The 17790-nt window shown below is 54.1% G+C and carries 10 protein-coding genes; 7 read left to right on the plus strand and 3 right to left on the minus strand.

Annotation, left to right across the window (positions count from 1 at the left end; genetic code table 11):
• Positions 1–14: 14 nt before the first annotated feature.
• Entirely contained in the window at positions 15–5360 is a 5346-nt protein-coding gene (locus tag HYD27_RS24535) for a GH92 family glycosyl hydrolase (RefSeq protein WP_219219526.1), read from the plus strand.
• A 1757-nt stretch (positions 5361–7117) separates the two neighbouring features.
• Here HYD27_RS24535 and HYD27_RS24540 read toward each other — a convergent pair.
• Positions 7118–7546: a MarR family winged helix-turn-helix transcriptional regulator gene (locus HYD27_RS24540; RefSeq protein ID WP_219219529.1), complete on the minus strand. Its 429-nt coding sequence runs from the start codon at positions 7544–7546 to the stop codon at positions 7118–7120.
• A gap of 118 nt (positions 7547–7664) precedes the next feature.
• On the opposite strand from HYD27_RS24540, the gene HYD27_RS24545 reads away from it, so the two are divergent.
• Positions 7665–8252 (plus strand): NAD(P)H-dependent oxidoreductase, encoded by a 588-nt coding sequence (locus HYD27_RS24545; protein ID WP_219219531.1) that lies wholly within the window; start codon positions 7665–7667, stop codon positions 8250–8252.
• Between the two features lie 80 nt (positions 8253–8332).
• On the opposite strand, the gene nudC is transcribed toward HYD27_RS24545, so the two are convergent.
• A complete protein-coding gene (gene nudC / locus HYD27_RS24550) occupies positions 8333–9175 on the minus strand; it encodes an NAD(+) diphosphatase (RefSeq protein WP_219219533.1) in 843 nt (280 codons plus the stop codon).
• Between the two features lie 263 nt (positions 9176–9438).
• On the opposite strand from nudC, the gene HYD27_RS24555 reads away from it, so the two are divergent.
• A complete protein-coding gene (locus HYD27_RS24555; RefSeq protein ID WP_219219535.1) occupies positions 9439–10305 on the plus strand; it encodes an SDR family oxidoreductase in 867 nt (288 codons plus the stop codon).
• A gap of 135 nt (positions 10306–10440) precedes the next feature.
• Here the strand turns inward: HYD27_RS24555 and HYD27_RS24560 are convergent, their stop codons facing one another.
• A complete protein-coding gene (locus HYD27_RS24560) occupies positions 10441–11535 on the minus strand; it encodes a UvrB/UvrC motif-containing protein (RefSeq protein WP_219219537.1) in 1095 nt (364 codons plus the stop codon).
• Between the two features lie 842 nt (positions 11536–12377).
• Between HYD27_RS24560 and HYD27_RS24565 the strand changes: the two genes are divergently transcribed.
• The 4 genes from HYD27_RS24565 (at position 12378) to HYD27_RS24580 (ending at position 17736) form a co-directional block, all read left to right on the plus strand.
• Positions 12378–13199, plus strand: a complete 822-nt coding sequence (locus HYD27_RS24565; RefSeq protein WP_219219539.1) for a MerR family transcriptional regulator — start codon at positions 12378–12380, stop codon at positions 13197–13199.
• A gap of 105 nt (positions 13200–13304) precedes the next feature.
• Positions 13305–15296, plus strand: a complete 1992-nt coding sequence (locus HYD27_RS24570; protein WP_219219541.1) for an FAD-dependent oxidoreductase — start codon at positions 13305–13307, stop codon at positions 15294–15296.
• 134 nt (positions 15297–15430) lie between these two features.
• Entirely contained in the window at positions 15431–16141 is a 711-nt protein-coding gene (locus tag HYD27_RS24575; protein WP_219219543.1) for a DUF6033 family protein, read from the plus strand.
• Positions 16142–16308: 167 nt separating this feature from the next.
• Positions 16309–17736: a hypothetical protein gene (locus tag HYD27_RS24580; protein ID WP_219219544.1), complete on the plus strand. Its 1428-nt coding sequence runs from the start codon at positions 16309–16311 to the stop codon at positions 17734–17736.
• Positions 17737–17790: the final 54 nt, after the last annotated feature.

Raw genomic sequence — 17790 nt, forward strand, 5'->3', positions numbered from 1 at the left:
GGATAACAGAGGCAATGGGCAAACAGCTTAGTTCAATCGCAATGACGTTATTATTCCTGTTCCTGGCCACAGTTGGACCGTTATTGCCGGAAGCCGCTTCGGCGGCCTCCGTTCCGGTGCCGGCAGGTGTCACCGTACAGGATGCGGCAGAGACCGTCAACGTGGCCTTAAATGCGCAGGCTACTGCTTCAGGACAGTGCAATGACAATGAGAAGGCAAGCTTCGCCGTCGACGGCAAGACCGACACGAAATGGTGCGATAACTCCGTGGGCACCAAGAAGTGGCTGCGCCTGGATCTTGGCCGGGAGTATAACATCAACGAATGGATTGTCATGAATGCAGCGATCAATGAATCGGGCAACAGCCCCTTCTGGAATACCAAGGACTTCCGCCTGCAGAAGAGCGTGGACGGCACTGTGTGGGAAACCGTCGATTTCGTCACGGACAATGTGCAGACAATTGTCGACCGGTATGTGCCGGCATTTACTGCCAGGTACGTCAGACTCTACATTGATAAGGGTGCCTATGACAGCAATACGGTCCGTCTGTATGAATTCAAGGTATTCGGAACCACTACGGACAAGTCCCCGGCCTACCCGCAAAGGAACCTGGAACCGGTGGAGTATGTAGATCCGTTCATTAACACTCTGGGCGACAACGGGCAGACGAATCCGGGCGCCACAACACCCTTTGGCCTGGTTTCCTTGGGACCGGACAGTGATGGAGGAGCCTTCAGCGGCTACTACTATCAGAATCAGTATCTGAAGGGCTTCTCACATCTGCGCTTCAGCGGCGTGGGGTGCAGCGGTGCGGGCGGCAATATTCTGATGATGCCCGAGACGCAGTCTTTTACCAAGAACAGCAGCGAATACAAGCAGAAATACGACAAGGCAAGCGAGACGGCATCCCCCGGATATTACGCCGTGCAGCTTGCTTCAGGCATCGGCGTCGAATTGACCACCTCCCGGAATGTCGGCTTTCACCGCTATACGTTCCCGGCAGGCGAAACGGATGGCTCTGTGCTTATTGATCTGTCCAATTCCTACGCCGGAATGGTGGACGCGAATCTGAAGGTGGAGAACAATAATACGATTTCGGGGATGATCCAGTCCAAGAATGTGTGCGGGCACGGTTACTACACGATGTATTATTCCATTCAGTTCGATCATGATTTTGAATCTTACTCCTCCTGGCAAGGTGACGCGGTGGGAACCGAAGCAACGCGTACCGGCTCGAACAGCGGAGTCTGGGTGAACTTCAACACAGCGGCGGCCAAGGTAGTGCAGGCGAAGGTGGGTCTGTCCACGGTCAGCGTGGAGCAGGCGCAGCTTGAACGCGATCACGACATCGAAGGCTGGGATTTCGCTGCCCAGCATGCGAAGACACGCAGTCTGTGGAGCGACATGCTGAACAAGGTTGAAATTACCGACAGCAATGAAGAGAACAAAACTGTATTTTATACCCAGCTGTATCATGCGTATCTTCATCCGAATAATGTAACCGGCTCAGACGGGACCTTCCGGGCCGCGAGGGATGAGAATACGATCCGCAGCACTTCCGGGATCGGCGAAGACTTCGAGTATTACAACGGCTGGACCACCTGGGATGATTTCCGTAAATATTCCCTGTACTCCCTGCTGGAGCCCCGGAAATTTGAGAATATGGTCAAATCGATGATCGATGTGTACAAGACCAGAGGCTCCTATGCACAGTGGGGTGACGGATATTGGCCCAGCCCGACCGTGCGCAATGAGTTCAATGGTGCGGTGATCCTTGATGCATACGCCAAAGGCTTCGACTTCAACAGCTCCGATGTATACACCGCGCTGCAAGGCATGTCTGTAGACACGGACAACTATACTGTCAGCGACAGTGAAATCTCCGGCAAGCTGGAAAAAGCGTACAGCGCGTATTATCCGATGAAGCTTGCCGGGATGATCGGCGACAAAGCGACTTACGAGAAATATAAGCCAATCGCCCTGTCTTACCAGAATCTCTGGAATGCCGGCCAGGCAGATGAGAAGGGGGTGAAACGCGGCTTCTTTACACCGAATGGCGGGACGGTAAGCCAGAACGACATCACACCTGTTGACAAGTTTGCCTACCAGGGCAACCTGTGGACGTACCGCTGGTTCGTGCCCCAGGATATTAACGGACTGGCTGAGCTGATCGGCGGCAAAAGACAAATGGCTGAAGACCTCCAGCATTTCTTCGCCATTGATGAGTATATGGCTATTAATGAGCCGGATCTGCATGTGCCGTATCTGTTCAACTATCTGGGTATGCCTTACCTGACCCAGTATTATGCCAGAGAATACACAACTGAAGTGGTAACCCAGAAGTACCATAACCACGGGCTGTACGCCTATCCGATGAAATCCCGTGTATACCGCGATGATCCGGAAGGGTATCTGCAATCCATGGACGACGATGCCGGAGCGATGTCCTCCTGGTTTGTCTACAGCGCCATGGGTCTGTATCCGGGGAATCCGGGGGACCCGTATTATCTGGTGGGATCACCGATTTTCTCTGAAATGAAGCTGCATCTGGACGGAGGCAAGACCTTTACGATCAAGGCGGACAATGTCTCCAGCGATAACCGGTTCATCCAGTCCGCGAAGCTGAATGGACAGAGCTTCGATCAGGCCTGGATCAGCTATGAGGATGTGATGGCCGGAGGAGAGTTCGAGCTTGAAATGGGCGCGGAGCCAAATACGAAATGGGGGGCGTCGTCTCTTGCCGCGCCGCCGACAACCGATTTCTCGGCGGACTTCGACAACCTGCTGCTCCGCAAGGAACTGATCGCCGGAGAGTCAACCTGGAGGTACTTCGATCAGGGGCGGGAAGCCGGAACAGGCTGGACCAGCCTGGAATACGATGACAGCAGCTGGGCTTCCGGACCTGCAATGCTCGGCTACGACAAATTCAATAATGTGAAAACCCGGGTGGGCTATGGGCCGGATGCGAACAACAAGTATGTCACGACATACTTCCGCACGACCTTTGACGTTAAGGACGCAGCTGATTTTGCAACCCTTGAGGCCAGCCTCATCCGCGATGACGGTGCGATTGTGTACCTGAACGGACACGAGATTATCCGCACGAATATGCCGTCCGGCCAAGCGGGCTACGGCACTTACGCCAACGTCACAGTCAACGATGAGCGGGACCGCAATGTCTATGCTGTCGATCCGGCGTATCTTGTTGAAGGGACGAATCTGCTGACAGCGGAGGTTCACCAGTCGGCAGCGGGCAGCTCGGATATTGCCTTCGACTTCAGTCTTCAGGGAACCCGCAGCCTGAGCGTGCCGGAGGCGCCAACCGCTCCGGTGGCCGATGATGAAGCGAATACCTTCGGCTGGACTGCTGTTCCGGGCTTTGAGGAAGCAGCCGCTTACGAATACAGTACAGACGGCGGCAGGAGCTGGAAGACGGCGGCTGCGAATCCGCAAAGTATTGGACCCGGCGCGTATAAGGCTGGGGCGGTACAGGTGAGAGTCAAAGCCAATGAAAGTCTGGACCTCGCTGCAGGGCGTGTATTGGCTTCTGACAAAGCGTATACCGGCGACCGCCTGTGGGATGTGTACGAGCTTGCGGTGAAGGTGGAGCAGAAGGGCAACCTGCAGGTGAATGTCTCCGGCAGGCTGACGGGTGACTATCACGACTCGGCATTGGTTGTCTATCAGCTGATGGATGGCAAGGATCACGCCTTGCTGTCGAGCAGTGTTCCTGTGCAGAATGGAGACTTCCGGCTGACACAGATCTTCAACGTGAATGCTGCTAAATACAAGGTGAATGTTTACCTTGTAGATGCCTACAACGGCGATGTCTACGACTCCACCTGGCTGGCAGAGCCGGTTGCACCGCAGCCGTTGCCGGAGCCGGAAGCCCCGGTCGATCCTGACCCGCAGCCGGAGGAACCGGAAACGCCGGTCGGAGAATACCCTGATCCGCTGCCTCTGCCGGAGAAGGAGCCTGCGCCTGCCATGCCGGAAGACGGCGAGGAAGAACCGGGAGAGGTGCTGACCGTCGAGTTCGAGAGCAACAGCGGCTGGACAACGGCTGTGAATACTTTTAATAACGGCCCGTTGAAGACAGAGGGCAATAATGGCGGAACTACGGTCGGCAACACATTCACAGGTGCCTGGATTGCTTATAAAGGCCTTAATTTCGGGACAGAGGGCAAGAACAGAGTGACCATCGAGTACGATGCGCCTAAGAACAGAGTGCCCGCAGACAGTGCAGTTGAAGTTAGACTCGGCAGTGTGGATGGTGAGCTGCTGGGTACAGCTGCACTTAAGATTACAGGCGACGGATGGGGCACTTACGCAACCAGCGGAGTGAATTTGAGCCAAACCTTAACCGGCAAGCAGGATATCTATCTGGTGATGAAGGGCAGTACGGACAGCAATCATCCCTACATTGGGAATCTGGACCGCTTCAGCTTCGAGAAGATCCGGACCGATTATGCCAAGCTTGAGCTGGAGAGCTACGATGCCTGGTCTACAGGGCTGAATCCGGAGAATCATGCTCCACTGAAGACCGAAGCCGGCAAGAGCGGCAAGCAGGTCGCCAACACCTTCAGCGGGGCCTGGATGCTCTACAAAAAGATGGATTTCGGCAGCAATGGCGCCAATCAGCTGTCCATAGAGTACTCTGGCAACAGCGGCAACTGTGCCGCCGACTCTGCGGTAGAAGTTCGACTCGGCAGCGTGGACGGCATCCTGGCCGGCAGAATTGCCATCCCTCCGACGGCAAACGGCTGGGGGACCTATGCTACGGCTACGGGCAATCTGACGCAGAAGCTGACCGGTATTCAAGATGTGTATCTGGTGCTTACCGGTACCACAGACACCACCTTCAAGTATATCGCGAACGTCGACAACGCCAGCTTTTCGCTGCGCGCGGCAGAGCCGGATACGACCGTGGAATTTGAGAGCGGAGCGGGCAACTGGTCCCAGGAGCTGAATACGTTCAATGGCAGGGGGCTCATGACTGAATCCAACAATGGAGGAACCATGGTCGGCAACACGTTTACCGGCATGTGGATCAACTTCAGCAAGGTCGACTTCGGAGCGCAGGGCAAAAATCATGTAGAGATTCTATATGATGCCCCTGCGAACAGGGTGCCGGCGGATGTCACCGCCGAAATCAGATTAAACAATAAAGACGGCGAAGTGATCGGTACGGTCAATATGCCGAATACAGGCGGGGCCTGGGGCACGTACCAAACAGCCGGTGCGGATCTGAAGCGGGCGCTTAGCGGTGAGCAGGACGTTTGCGTGGTTTTCAAAGGCTCTACTACAGCAAGCCTGATGTATATCGGCAATCTCGATAAAATGACATTCTCCTTAAAATAGCAACACCATGCAGGACTGGCCCCGAACAACTGGGCCGGTCCTTTTTTGTGCAGGAAATTATGAATTTCTTTTGTCGTGTATAACGTGTATTCAAAGTTGGGATCAGTCCAAATGCGTGGTAATCGTGCTGAACCTGCGGGTTGTGCTTTGCTGGAGGAAGCGGGGATTTAGGGGCCGGCCCGGGTCTCGGGGGGCAGGAAAGTAAAGTGGAATGGAGTGAAGTGGAATTCGTAAGAATTAGTACACTTACTCGGACGCCCGGACGGAAAAGTCTTAAAGGAATCGTGGGAAAAGCTGGCTCCATCTAAAAATTAGGGGCCGGCGCTAAGTGCGGACATAGCGGAGGGTAGAGGAATTCCGGAGAAATGATAGTGTTCGCTTTTAAAGACCGGTTCCAACCTGCAATCTTATTCCAATATCAGGAAACCGGGCTGTAACAGCGGCCGGAAGAACCCTCTGAACCCGCAGCGGACTTCATTCACATCGTCAACCGCTGATTTTTGTGTTGAGCCAAAAAGGTAATTGAATGTATAGGAATGGAACCGGCGGACCTGAACACGCTGATGAAACGCAAGGAGGTTCATAGGGAACGGAAGCGAAGTGGAAAAAGTAACACTAATGGGCTGGAATTCTGGCTTTAACGGGCTTTAGTGGGATTTTGTACACTTAATAGAGGCCCACTCCCTCCAATTGGCTGATTTCAGCCGGATTAGTTGTACTTTTTCCCACTAGGGATAATCCAGTATCCGAATTCGCTGCTTTAGTTATACTTTTTACCACTAAAATGGCTGTCCTTTTTATGAATGTGTTTCAAGTTCATCTTAAGGTAGGCGTATTCCTCTGTACTTATCCCCTTGTGTAGGTGCGGAATGGGCAAGCTGAGCATCCGGCAGCTCTCTTCCCAACGTTAACTTCCACACTCCTTCGCTTACTCTTTCTCGCTGTGTGAGATTATTCGCAAGATTACAGCAGCGCGCCCTGAAATAACGGCAGAAATGCCGTAGTTGAGGCGGGGTTGGCCTGTGCACTCCGAAATAACGGCAGAAATGGCGTTGTTGAGGCGAAGCTGGCCAACTCTCATCACCTCTTACTTTTTTCTTACCCATAGTTCTTACTTAGTTTATTCTGGGATAGGCTCTAAGTTTCCTTTTTCCACTTGGGCGTAGCCGCCGGGTCTGGGCAGGAAGGTCTGGAGGGATCGGGGAGGAAGAGCTTCAGCCGGCCAGGGGAACCGAACCGGAGAGCCAGGGAACCGCAGCCAGCCTTACACCTGAAATCCCAAACAGCTAATCTGTCCAGCAAAGGGCGGCATAGCCGTTTTGTTCAAGATAAGAATTTATCCTGAATTTCGAAAGTAAGCATCTACAAATCATCTAAAAGGCTCTACACGAAGGGATTTTTTTGTGAAAAACAGCTTGCACCAAATGGGTGAAGGAAAAAGAGGGTTTATCCCTTGTCCTATCTGGACTTGTTCAATTCACTTTCGAAATTCAGGTTTATATGTTTCACGCTAAAAATTAGCCTTATCCTCCTTGCTGAAACGGATACCGTCCTTATAAGGACGGCGAAGCCGTTTCCACTTGTTTGGGCTTGACCAAGCGTAAACCGGTTGAGGCCAGCGCAGCTCCATTCCAGTTCAGGTCAACGTTCTATTACACTTTGTACAGCGAATTCCGCAGAGAAGGTGTTTAGGACCGGAAATTCAGAAATCAACTTTAATCCGTATAATGCGTATTTACAGTGCAGCCCTCCATCTCCTAATAAAATACCTTCTTCTGCAGCAGATCGAGCGCCCGCTCGATCTCTTGGCGTTCCCCGTCCGTCACATTGGCGATCCGCTCGGCGAAACGGACGGCGATATGCTGAAAGGCCTCATTCATCATGGCCTCTCCGGCTGCGGAGAGGGTAACGCTCTGCTTGCGGCGGTCGGCGGGATCGGGGATTTTGTCGCAGAGCTGCTTCTCGCTGAGCTTCTTGAGCTCACGGCTCGTGTTCGGCATCGACATATGCATGCAATCGCTGATCTCGCTGAGGGTTACCGGCTGGCTGACAGCGATATATTCAAGGATTTTATATTGTACGGGCGTCAGCGCCTCGGATTTCACATCTTTGCTGATGTCACTGGTTATTTGGTGGACGGATGCCGTAAAGGCCACGAACTTCTGAAATAAATGGTTGTTATCCATGAAGATCACCTCTACCTGCCACCATAACAAAAAAGTTATCAAATAACAATTATCATTTGACAACTAAAAATTACCGTGATACCCTTTGGTTATCAAATGACAAGTAAAGAGGTGCGCCATGAACACATTGGTTATCTATACCCATCCGAATCACCAGAGCCTGAGCTATGCTTTCTTGCAGGAGGTGCTCCGGGGAAGCCGGGAGAATACGAAGGTGGCAGAGATTCAGGTGCTTGATTTGTATGAGGAGGCGTTCAATCCCGTCCTGGTGTTCGGGGAAAATAAGCGCAGAAGAGATATGCACTCTGATCCTGAATTGGCCCGGTACAGGGAGCAGCTGCTGTGGGCGGATAAGATTGTATTTGTCTATCCCATATGGTGGGGCCGGCCTCCGGCCATGCTGCTGGGTTATATTGATCAGATATTTGCTTCGGGGTTTGCGTACCGGGACAAGGGCGGGCTGATGCCGGAGGGGCTGCTGAAAGGCAAGTCGGTGGTCTGTGTCTCCAGCATGAAGGGGCCTGCCCATTACCCGCTGCTGCTGCTGAACAATGCGCACAAAGCGTTGATGCGCAAAGCGCTGTTTCACTATGTGGGCATTCGCAAGGTGAAGTTCTTTGAGTTCGGCAGCATGGAGAGCAAGCGGGGCAAGCATGAGCGTAAGCTGGGCCAAATCTACCGTTATTTCAAAACGGTCAGCCAATAAGGGGTTCGGCCCGTCCGGCTGGGAAAAAGGCCGCCTCTTGTTGCGGGAGGCAGGCCGCCTCGGCTTGCTTTCGGCTTGCTTCAGGAGGGGTGCTCGACTACCCAGTCAATCAGTTTGCGGGCGATGCTGACTTGGGGCGGAATGACGGGCAGCCGGTCGAACTCGAACCAGTCGGCATGATCCAGCTCTTCGCCGTCCACAGTAATTTCACCGCTCTCATATTCGGCCAGAAAGCCAATCATCAGGGAATGGGGAAAAGGCCACTGCTGGCTGTCGAAGTACCTGATGTTCTTAACCTTGATCCCCACTTCCTCCATAATCTCGCGCTGTACACAGTCCTCCAGCGTCTCACCCGGCTCGACGAATCCGGCAATCAGCCCGTACATATTGTTCACAAAATGCGGAGAATGCGCCAGCAAAATCCGGTTGTCCTTAAGAATTGCGGTAATGACCGCGGGGGCAATCCGGGGATAGCTGACCAATCCGCAGGCTGGGCAGGCGCGTGAATGCTCAATCTGCGACAGCACGGTAGGTGTGCCGCATTTGCCGCAGAACTGGTGGGTGTCATCCCAGGCCAGCATTTGAATGCCCTTGCCTGCAAGATGGAACAGATCTTCATCCAGCGGTTCATACAGGGAGCGCAGCGGGCGGAAGGTCATCCCTTCCGGTTCGGGTGCATCCGCCCGGACCTCTGCAGCGAAGCAGGGGATTTCCTCAAATGTTCCGAGATAAAGGGTTCTTAAGGGAACCATGGACAGCTGCTCAAGGGACGGCAAGAGTGGAATGCCGGCGCTTTCTGCAGTTTCTGTAACCAGCAGCTTGCCCGAGTGGAAGATCAGCCAATAGGCGGAGCCGCTGAAGCCGGGCGTGGGACTGACGGCAGGAATATATCGCTTATAAATGCTTGCTCTTGGTTTAGACATCGCGCAGAACCTTTCTGATAGCAGATCATTTCTATATTCTATTTCTATTAAGAATAGCAAAAAGCGGCAAGGCTAACAAATATTTATCTTAAGCTGAACTGGTCATAGTGGTTACACGCAAAGTTAAAGCGTGCCCGGAAAGAGACGTGTATGGTTTGACATTTTCCAAACATGTAACTATATTAGTTACAAGGAAAGGCTTGCTGAATCTGTTTGGCTGAAGCAGGCATCGCTATAAATAGTTCTACTTAGGAGGAATAGAGATGAAGATTGCATTAACAGGAGCCACCGGACAATTCGGTTCAATCGTGGCCGAAACTTTACTGAAGTCGGCAGCGGCAGAACAGCTGGTGGCCAGCGTTAGAAACCCGGACAAAGCGGAGCAGCTGCGTGCACGCGGAGTAGACGTCCGTCACGGCGATTTCGGCCAGCCGGAGACGCTGGGTGCAGCATTTGCCGGTGTAGACCGGCTGCTGATTGTCTCGGCGGATGGAGACAATGATACAAGAATCCGCCAGCATAAGAACGCCGTAGATGCAGCGGTACGTGCCGGAGTGAAGTTTATTGCCTACACCAGTGTCGGCCATGCCGACAGCAGCCCGCTGTTCCTGGCACCGGTACACAAAGCTACCGAAGAATTCATCCGTGAATCCGGGATTGCCTACTCCTTCCTGCGCAATAACTGGTACCTGGAGAATGAGATGGGTTCGATCCAGGCGGTTCAAGCCGGAGCGCCATGGCTGACCTCGGCTGGCGAGGGCAAGGTGGGCTGGGCCACACGCCGCGATTATGCAGAGGCGGCGGCTGCCGTACTTACGGGCGAAGGACATGAGAATTCCGTGTATGAATTGTCCGGCCAACCGGCAACCCAGGCAGAATTGGCAGCGGTTGTCGGCGGGGTGCTGGGCAAGGACGTTGTGGTGCAGCAGGTTGATGATGCTGCCTATTCCAGTATTATGGCCGGAGCGGGTGTGCCTGAAGCGGCGCTTCCGATTGTCGTCGGCATTCAAGCCGCCATCCGCGAAGGCGCACTGGACATTGTCAGCAGCGATTTCCCGAAGCTGCTGCAGCGTCCGCTTACGCCGCTGAGCGAAGGCGTTAGCGCCATGCTGGCCGGAGTGAAGGCTTAAGGCCAAGAGCGGCCTGAACCGGCCAAAAGACAGCTTAGTCCGCAGCGTGGTTTGACTGATTACGAAGAGGAGGCTTCCCCCAGGGTCTGTTGACCGGAGGAAAGCCTCTTTTATTGCGTTATTCCTGGCCGCAGCTTACAGCGCCGAACCTGCCGAATAGCTCCGGATTAATTCCCCGACCGCCTCCGTGAGCACCGTCTCATTCCCTGCTTCAAGCCATTCCCCGGGAATCAGGGCATAGCTGCCGGAGCGGCTTTTTAAATAGCTGTAGATGATTTGGGCCTCGTCCAGCTTATGGCGGCTGATTTCAATTGGCTTCCCGCTTGAAGGCTTGCCGAAGCAGTCTGTAATGGCAGATTGTATGACCGCATGCAGCTGTGTCCCGCTTAAAGTTCCTTCCAGCCTGCTGCGGAAAAGAATCTCGCTGCCTTGGATCAGAATCAGCTTAAGCGCTTGTTCATTGACAGACTCCAGTACAACGATATTCTTGTTCTGCCCGGTGAAGCCAATCACTTTCTCTTTCTGCAGCAGTGCTCTGACCGCCGTATAATAATCACGGTATTTGGCAGCCGTCTCGAACTCGAAATTCTCTGCCGCCAGATTCATCCGCCGTTGAAGCTCGTCCAGAATGCGGTGATCGTTCCCGTTCAGCAGCCCTTCAACGCGATGCATAATCTCCCCGTACCGCTCCGGCGCCTCTCCGCCCCCGCACATGCCGATACATAAGCCAAGCGAGTGGTTGAGGCAGAACGCATTTTTGGAGTGGGGTGTGCTGCAGAGAATCTTCTGGCTCTCCTTAATTCCCTGCAAGGCCCGCTCGACCGTGCTTCTGCTGGTATAGGGACCGAAGTATGGGCTGTCCCCATACTCAGCCGGATCATAGGTCACTGCCAGCTGCCGGTAAGCCGTGTCCGTGCGAATGGCAATATAGCTGTAGGCAAGCGGATTTTTCATTTTTTTATTATACATCGGCTTGATTTCTTTAATGAGCTCGCACTCCAGCATGAAGGCTTCAAATTCCGTATCGGTCAGCCTGTAGTCGAGGTCCCGGATATTCCTGACCAGCTGCTTCACCTTGGGGGAATGACCCTTGGCCTTGTGAAAATAGGACTGTACCCGCTTCTTCAGCTGTTTGGCCTTGCCGACATAGATGATATGGCCCAGACTGTCCTTCATCAGATAGACCCCGGGAGATAAAGGGAGATCCGCCACCTTCTCCGCCAGATTCATGAGCTTCCCTCCAAAACTGCATCTTCTATATAGAATGAAAACTTGTAATTTTTCTATCTTAGGATTAGCCGTGACTCCAGAGAATGCTTGGACTTCCCGCCGCTGCACGTCTGCAGATTTCTTGATGTATATCACTGTTCGCGGTGGAAATCCGCAGACAAAGACAGACGCTCCTCCTGCATTTCCCGAATTTCCTTCTGCCGCTTTTTCGCCAGCCGTAATTAGTGGAAAATAGAACCCCTAAGGTAGCGCATTCGGATTCTGATTCATCCCTAGTGGGAAAAAGTACAACTAATCCAGCGCATTCGAATTCTGATTCATTCCTAGTGGGAAAAAGTACAACTAATCCGGATGAAATCAGCCGTATGGGGTGAACGGCCCTCCATGAAGTGTACAAAATCCCACTAAAGCCCGTTAAAGCCAAAATTCCAGCCCATTAGTGTTACTTTTTCCACTTCGCTTCCGTTCCCTATGAACCTCCTTGCGTTCCATCAGCGTTTTCAGGTTCGCCGGTTCAATTCATATAGTATATTTTAGTATAATCGATCCTGCTGTAAGGAGCGACCGGAAAAGCGAAAGGTCCCACTCAGCCAGAAGCTTTTTTTGACGGATTATCCTAAAGCAATAAGCGGAGGTTTGTCTTTTCCGTTGAAGTGGCCAAGACGGCAAAAACCCGGCAGCGGCGTATGGATTAGGCGGTTAATCTGCCGGAAAGGAAGAGCGCAGGGATGAAGAGGGCAGAGCTTTGTGATTAATTGTGACAAAATTCACAAAGTCCTTTTTGAAAACCCTCTATCATGAATAACAGGAAGATAGTGCTGGACGAAGCTGGGGGGATTTTTATGATATATTCAATCGGCGAGTTTGCTTCGATTCTGGGTGTGACAGCAGATACCTTGCGGCTGTATGAGAAGCATGACATTGTGCGCCCGATGAAGGATCAACACAACAATTACCGTTATTTCAGCGATTTGGACGCCAGGAATTTATTGTCCAGCCGGTGGTACCGGAGTATGCAGATTCCGCTGCAGGATGTGGCCGGACTGATTAATGACGCCCCTGCGGAGCAGGTCCTGAAGTCGATTGCCGCCGCGCAGCAGCAGCTGGAAGAGGAGATCAGGCGGAGCACGATGCTGCTGAACAAGATTAATGCGATCCAAACGGAGCTGGAGCAAATCAGCGTTTCTTTCTATACCTGCTGCGTGAAGCAGGTGCCGGGTATGTACCGCATTCAGCAAACGGACAAAAATCAGCTTCTGCAAAAGGAGTGCCTCAAAAGAACGGTGCAGGCCTGGATGGAAATGCTTCCCTTTTCGTTCTATTCCTTCAAAATAGAGAACACGGTGAATATCCGCGGAAGCGGGGAGCTGGAGTACAGCTGGGGTCTGGCTTTGCTGGAAGAGGATCAGCGGGAGCTGAAGGCTTGCGTTAACGAGAGCATGGAGTATGTTGAGCCGTCCACCTGTATTTCCGCGGTTATTGCCAGCTCCTATGAGGAGGATTTGGACCGGGAATCTTTTCAATTCATGCTGGATTATGCCGAGACAGAGGGCTATGCCGTCGCCGGCGATATCCGCGGTAAAATTCTGTTCACGGAACGGATGAGCAGCGGCAACAAAACCTTTCTGGAGATCAATATTCCTATTGAGAAAAAATTCACATAACATTCATTGACCTTGGTGCAGCACCAAGGTATACACTCTGTGCGTAGTCCGGCGGCCCTGCCAGAGAGAAAGGGGCGGCCCACTAACCACACAGGGGGAGTACCAATGCGCAAGCAAGCACAGAACAAAATATTCATGTTATCCGTGTGCCTCGTCATGATTCTTTCGCTGATCAGCGGCTGCAGCGGCAATAATGCTGCCGAGCCGTCTGTCTCCGAACAGCCGTCAGCATCGCCTGAGGCGAGCCAGCAGGCAGCGGAGACAAACGAGGTGCCGGCATCTTTTAAAGCGGGGACCTATAAGGCGGAAGCCGATGGGAAAGACGGAAAGATTCAGGTGAAGGTTACCCTGGATGCGGAATCCAAAATCACCGACATTCAGGTGGTCAGCCAGACGGAAACCGCAGGGATCGGCGTTGAAGCCATTGACAAGATCAAGGATGAGATTATCGCAGGCCAGACGCTGGCGATTGATGCCGTCAGCGGAGCTTCCGAATCCAGCGCGGCCATTCTGAGCGCCGTTGAAGATGCCGTGAAGCAGGCGGGCGGCAATGTTGAGGCGTTCAAGTCCAGAACGGTAGCCAAGGCCGGTGAAGGCAAAACCGAGCAGCTGTCGGCAGACGTTGTCGTTGTAGGTGCAGGGGCATCCGGTGTCTCGGCGGCTGTCTCGGCAGCGGATAAAGGCGCAAAGGTTATTATTATCGAGAAAACAGCCACAATTGGCGGAGCCAGCAACCTGTCCTGGGCGGGCAAGTTCTACAATTCCTCGGCGGCTGTCAGCAGCGGACTTAAAGTCAATGTGGAGAAGGAGATCTCCGACTGGATCGTGAATAATCACTGGAGAGCTGATGCGGCTGCGATCCGCCAGTATGTGACGAAGTCCGGGGAAACCTATGATTGGCTGAACCAGAAAGGCTACAAAACCACCTTCATCAACTTCGCCGGGGAGCAGCTGCATATGCTTCCGGCCTACGAAACCCGCCAGCCCGCCCTCCGGGCCATGCTGGCCGCTTCAGTAGAGAAGGGCGGCGGACAGGTGATTACCGAGACGACAGCCAAGAAGCTGATCACCGGCGCAAATGGCGAGGTAACCGGCGTAGTTGCGGAGAAAGCCGACGGCACGACGCTTGAGATTACCGGCAAGAGCATCATCATGGCAACCGGCGGTTATGCCGGCAACAAAGAAATGGTCAAGGAGGCGTTCGGCTTCGAAGGCGTCAACGGCGGACTGGGCCAGAATATCGGCGAAGGGCTGCAAATGTCCTGGGATGCCGGGGCCAAGGTTCCCGATAATTTCGGCGGGCAAATGCTGCATCAGACCCTGGCGAGAGCGACCGAGAAGCTGAAGACTGAATACGGGCCGTTTGAAGCCAGTTATCCGTTGATGCTCTCCTACCTGCCTACCTTGATGAATGTCGGCCCTTCCGGAGCGAGATTCAGGGATGAAGCGGCCACGCTCACTTCAGTAGCGGCTGCCAATACCAGCGCGTTTAACGGAGCATATCATTTGGTCATTATCTCGCAAGCGCAGATCGATGCATTGAAGGCTAAGGGAATGAACGGGGTAAAAGCACCTGCTCTGCCGGGAATGCCGCCGGAATTCTACGCCTCATTTGCCGACCAGTTCAAGCTGGACACGCCGTGGAAGGATGCGGATAAGGTATTCGAATCGATGGTAGCGAACGGTGACGGCTATAAAGGCAGCACTGTTGATGAGCTGGCCCGCAATGCCGGTCTGGACCCGGATGTGTTTGCAAGTGACGTCAGCCAATACCAGGAAGCGACCCGGACAGGTGTGGATACCGAGTTCGGCAAAGCAAAGGAATACCTGGTTCCCATGGGCGAGAGCGGCCCGTACTACGCGATTATCGCCGAGATCAACAATTTGGGCTCGGTTGGCGGGCTGATGGTCAATACCAAGTTTCAGGTGCTGAACGACAACCGCGTGCCGATCAAGGGTCTGTATGCAGTTGGACTGGAATCCGAAGGCGTATTGTACAATGACACCTATGTCGGCAACGGCGTGGGGCTGGGCTACTCCTTCACATCCGGCCGTCTGGGCGGTGAGGATGCCGCCGCCGGAGCTTTGGCGGAATAGCTTTATAGTTCAGTGTAAGGGGGAGCCGGCGGCTTCCCCTTTTTCCGTAAGCATCAGCCGGGTTTAAAAAATCATTCTCTCGTGACCGATAAATAGGATAAGTGCGTTTTGTATGAAGAGAGGGGGGAAGCAGTGTGCATAATCCTATTACCGGAATCAATGGCATTTCTTTGGCCCGGTCGCCGCAGCAGCAGGAGATTCATTCGTTAACGCCGGCAGCAGCGCTTGGCTTTAATGAAACCTTGGCAGCGGTCAAAGCGGCAACGCAGGATCAGGCCGAGCGGATGAAGCGGAAATATCGTGTGCAGGTGCGGATTCAGACCGTTTCCACAGAAGACCAAGAGATCAAGAGCCTTGGACTCAGCGGAGGACAACAGGAAATTATAATTGCGCCAAATATCCTTCAGCAGATGGCCAAGGACCCTGCCATGCAAAATAAAGTATATGCAGCCATCAATCCGTATTTTCAAGAGCACCAGGCAGGTCTGAAGCCAATGGAGCAGCCGAATGATGTACAAGCCTTGACTCACAGCCTCATTGTACATAAGGATGGAAAAATTACTGTATGGACCGCTCCGGCAGCCTCCGCGGAGGGCAGGGAGACAGGCCAACGCCCGGATGCGGCGAAGCGGAAGGGGCAGACCGGGGAAACACGCGCGGCTGCTGAAAGGCGCCATGCCTGGGAAGCTGCCCTCCCGGTTTTATCGGGAAATCTGCGTTGCTCCCATTCCGGTTCTCTTCAGGGCTCAAAAGTCATAATGAATCCGGTAAACGGAACAGCTGTCCATGATTGGCTGCAGCAGATTCAGCTGATGCGGGCCAGAAGAGCTGGCAAATCGAAATAAAATTTTCCCGTGCTCAAAAATTATGACTGCGCCGTTCCTCATCAAGGGACGGCGTTTTCTGCCGTTCAGCCTATGCGCCGCCTTCTTCGGCCTAAACGAACAACCGCCTACCTGCCCGCATAGCATATAGCACCAGCCTGCAGGGTGAAGAGAGGGCGTGTTCAATAATGGGCATTCAGCTTACTGCTATACATTGGGTTTACCTGACTTTTATAGTGTTCATTATGGTGCTGCTGGTTCGGCGGCGGGATACGACGATGATCTGTGTGGCCGGGATTTTTGCCTTGGGGCTGCTTGCTGCGGAGACGCTTAGCGGCTCGGTGTCGGGGATATTCAATTCTTTTGTCTATGCGACCAAAGAGCTGCTGGGAACGATTATGATTATATCCATTATTGTGGCGATGAGCCGGATTCTAATAATTACAGGCGTTAACGAGACGATGGTTGCCCCGCTTACCCGGTTCATGCGCACACCGGCGATGGCTTACTGGGGCATCGGGCTGATTATGATGGTGACCTCCTTCTTCTTCTGGCCTTCACCTGCCGTTGCGCTGGTTGGTGCGGTCCTGCTGCCTGCAGCGCTGCGGGTTGGGTTACCCGCCCTGGGCGCTGCTGTAGCCATGAACCTGTTCGGCCACGGCATTGCGTTGTCCGGAGATTATATCATCCAGGGCGCACCGAAGCTTACCGCAGATGCTGCGGGCCTTCCCGTGTCCAGTGTGATGGAAGCAAGCATCCCGCTTGTGATTGTAATGGGTCTTGTGACCACTGTTGCGGCTTTTTGGATGATGCGCCGCGACCAGAAGAACGGCACTTGGAGCGACGGTCTGGTCTCTGTTAAGGGCAGCACGGGGAAGCTGAGGGGAGCGGAGGCTGAGGGGCTGGCTGTGGAGGAAGGGCCGGTTCTTCTGGACGCCCGGCTCCGGAGAGCGCTGGCGATTGCCATTCCGCTGCTCTTTCTGCTCGATGTGGCGGCAATGTTTGCGCTGGGACTCCAGGGCGGGGACGCTACGGCGCTTGTCGGCGGCACCGCCGTGCTCATTCTGATCACGGTCACGCTGCTGGCCCATCGCAGCAAGGGACTGGAGAAGATCACCTCCTACCTGATTGAAGGCTTTGTCTTCGGCTTCAAGGTGTTCGGGCCGGTGATCCCCATCGCCGCCTTCTTCTATCTCGGCGACGCGGCCTTTACCGGGCTGTTCGGCCAGGTGCTGCCGGACGGCTCGCACGGCATCGTGAACGATCTGGGCGTCGCCCTGGCGAATCACGTGCCGCTTAACGGCTCAGTGGGAGCCATAACCCTGACGGTGATCGGCGCGATCACCGGTCTCGACGGCTCCGGCTTCTCCGGCATCTCGCTGGCCGGCTCGATTGCCCGGCTGTTTGCCGCCGCCATCCATTCCGGCGCGGCAACGCTGACCGCCCTGGGCCAGGTGGCCGCCATCTGGGTCGGCGGCGGCACCCTGATTCCGTGGGCGCTCATTCCGGCGGCCGCCATCTGCGGCGTCAGCCCGTTCGAGCTGGCCCGGCGCAACCTGAAGCCGGTCCTGCTTGGACTTGCGGCGACTACGGTCGTCGCCATGTTCCTGGTGTAGCGCCGCGGGCAGCAGGGCTTCAGCGGCGGAGCAGCCGCTGAACCGGCAAGCGGA

The sequence above is a fragment of the Paenibacillus sp. S150 genome, assembly GCF_019352175.1.
Lineage (GTDB): Bacteria > Bacillota > Bacilli > Paenibacillales > Paenibacillaceae > Paenibacillus_AQ.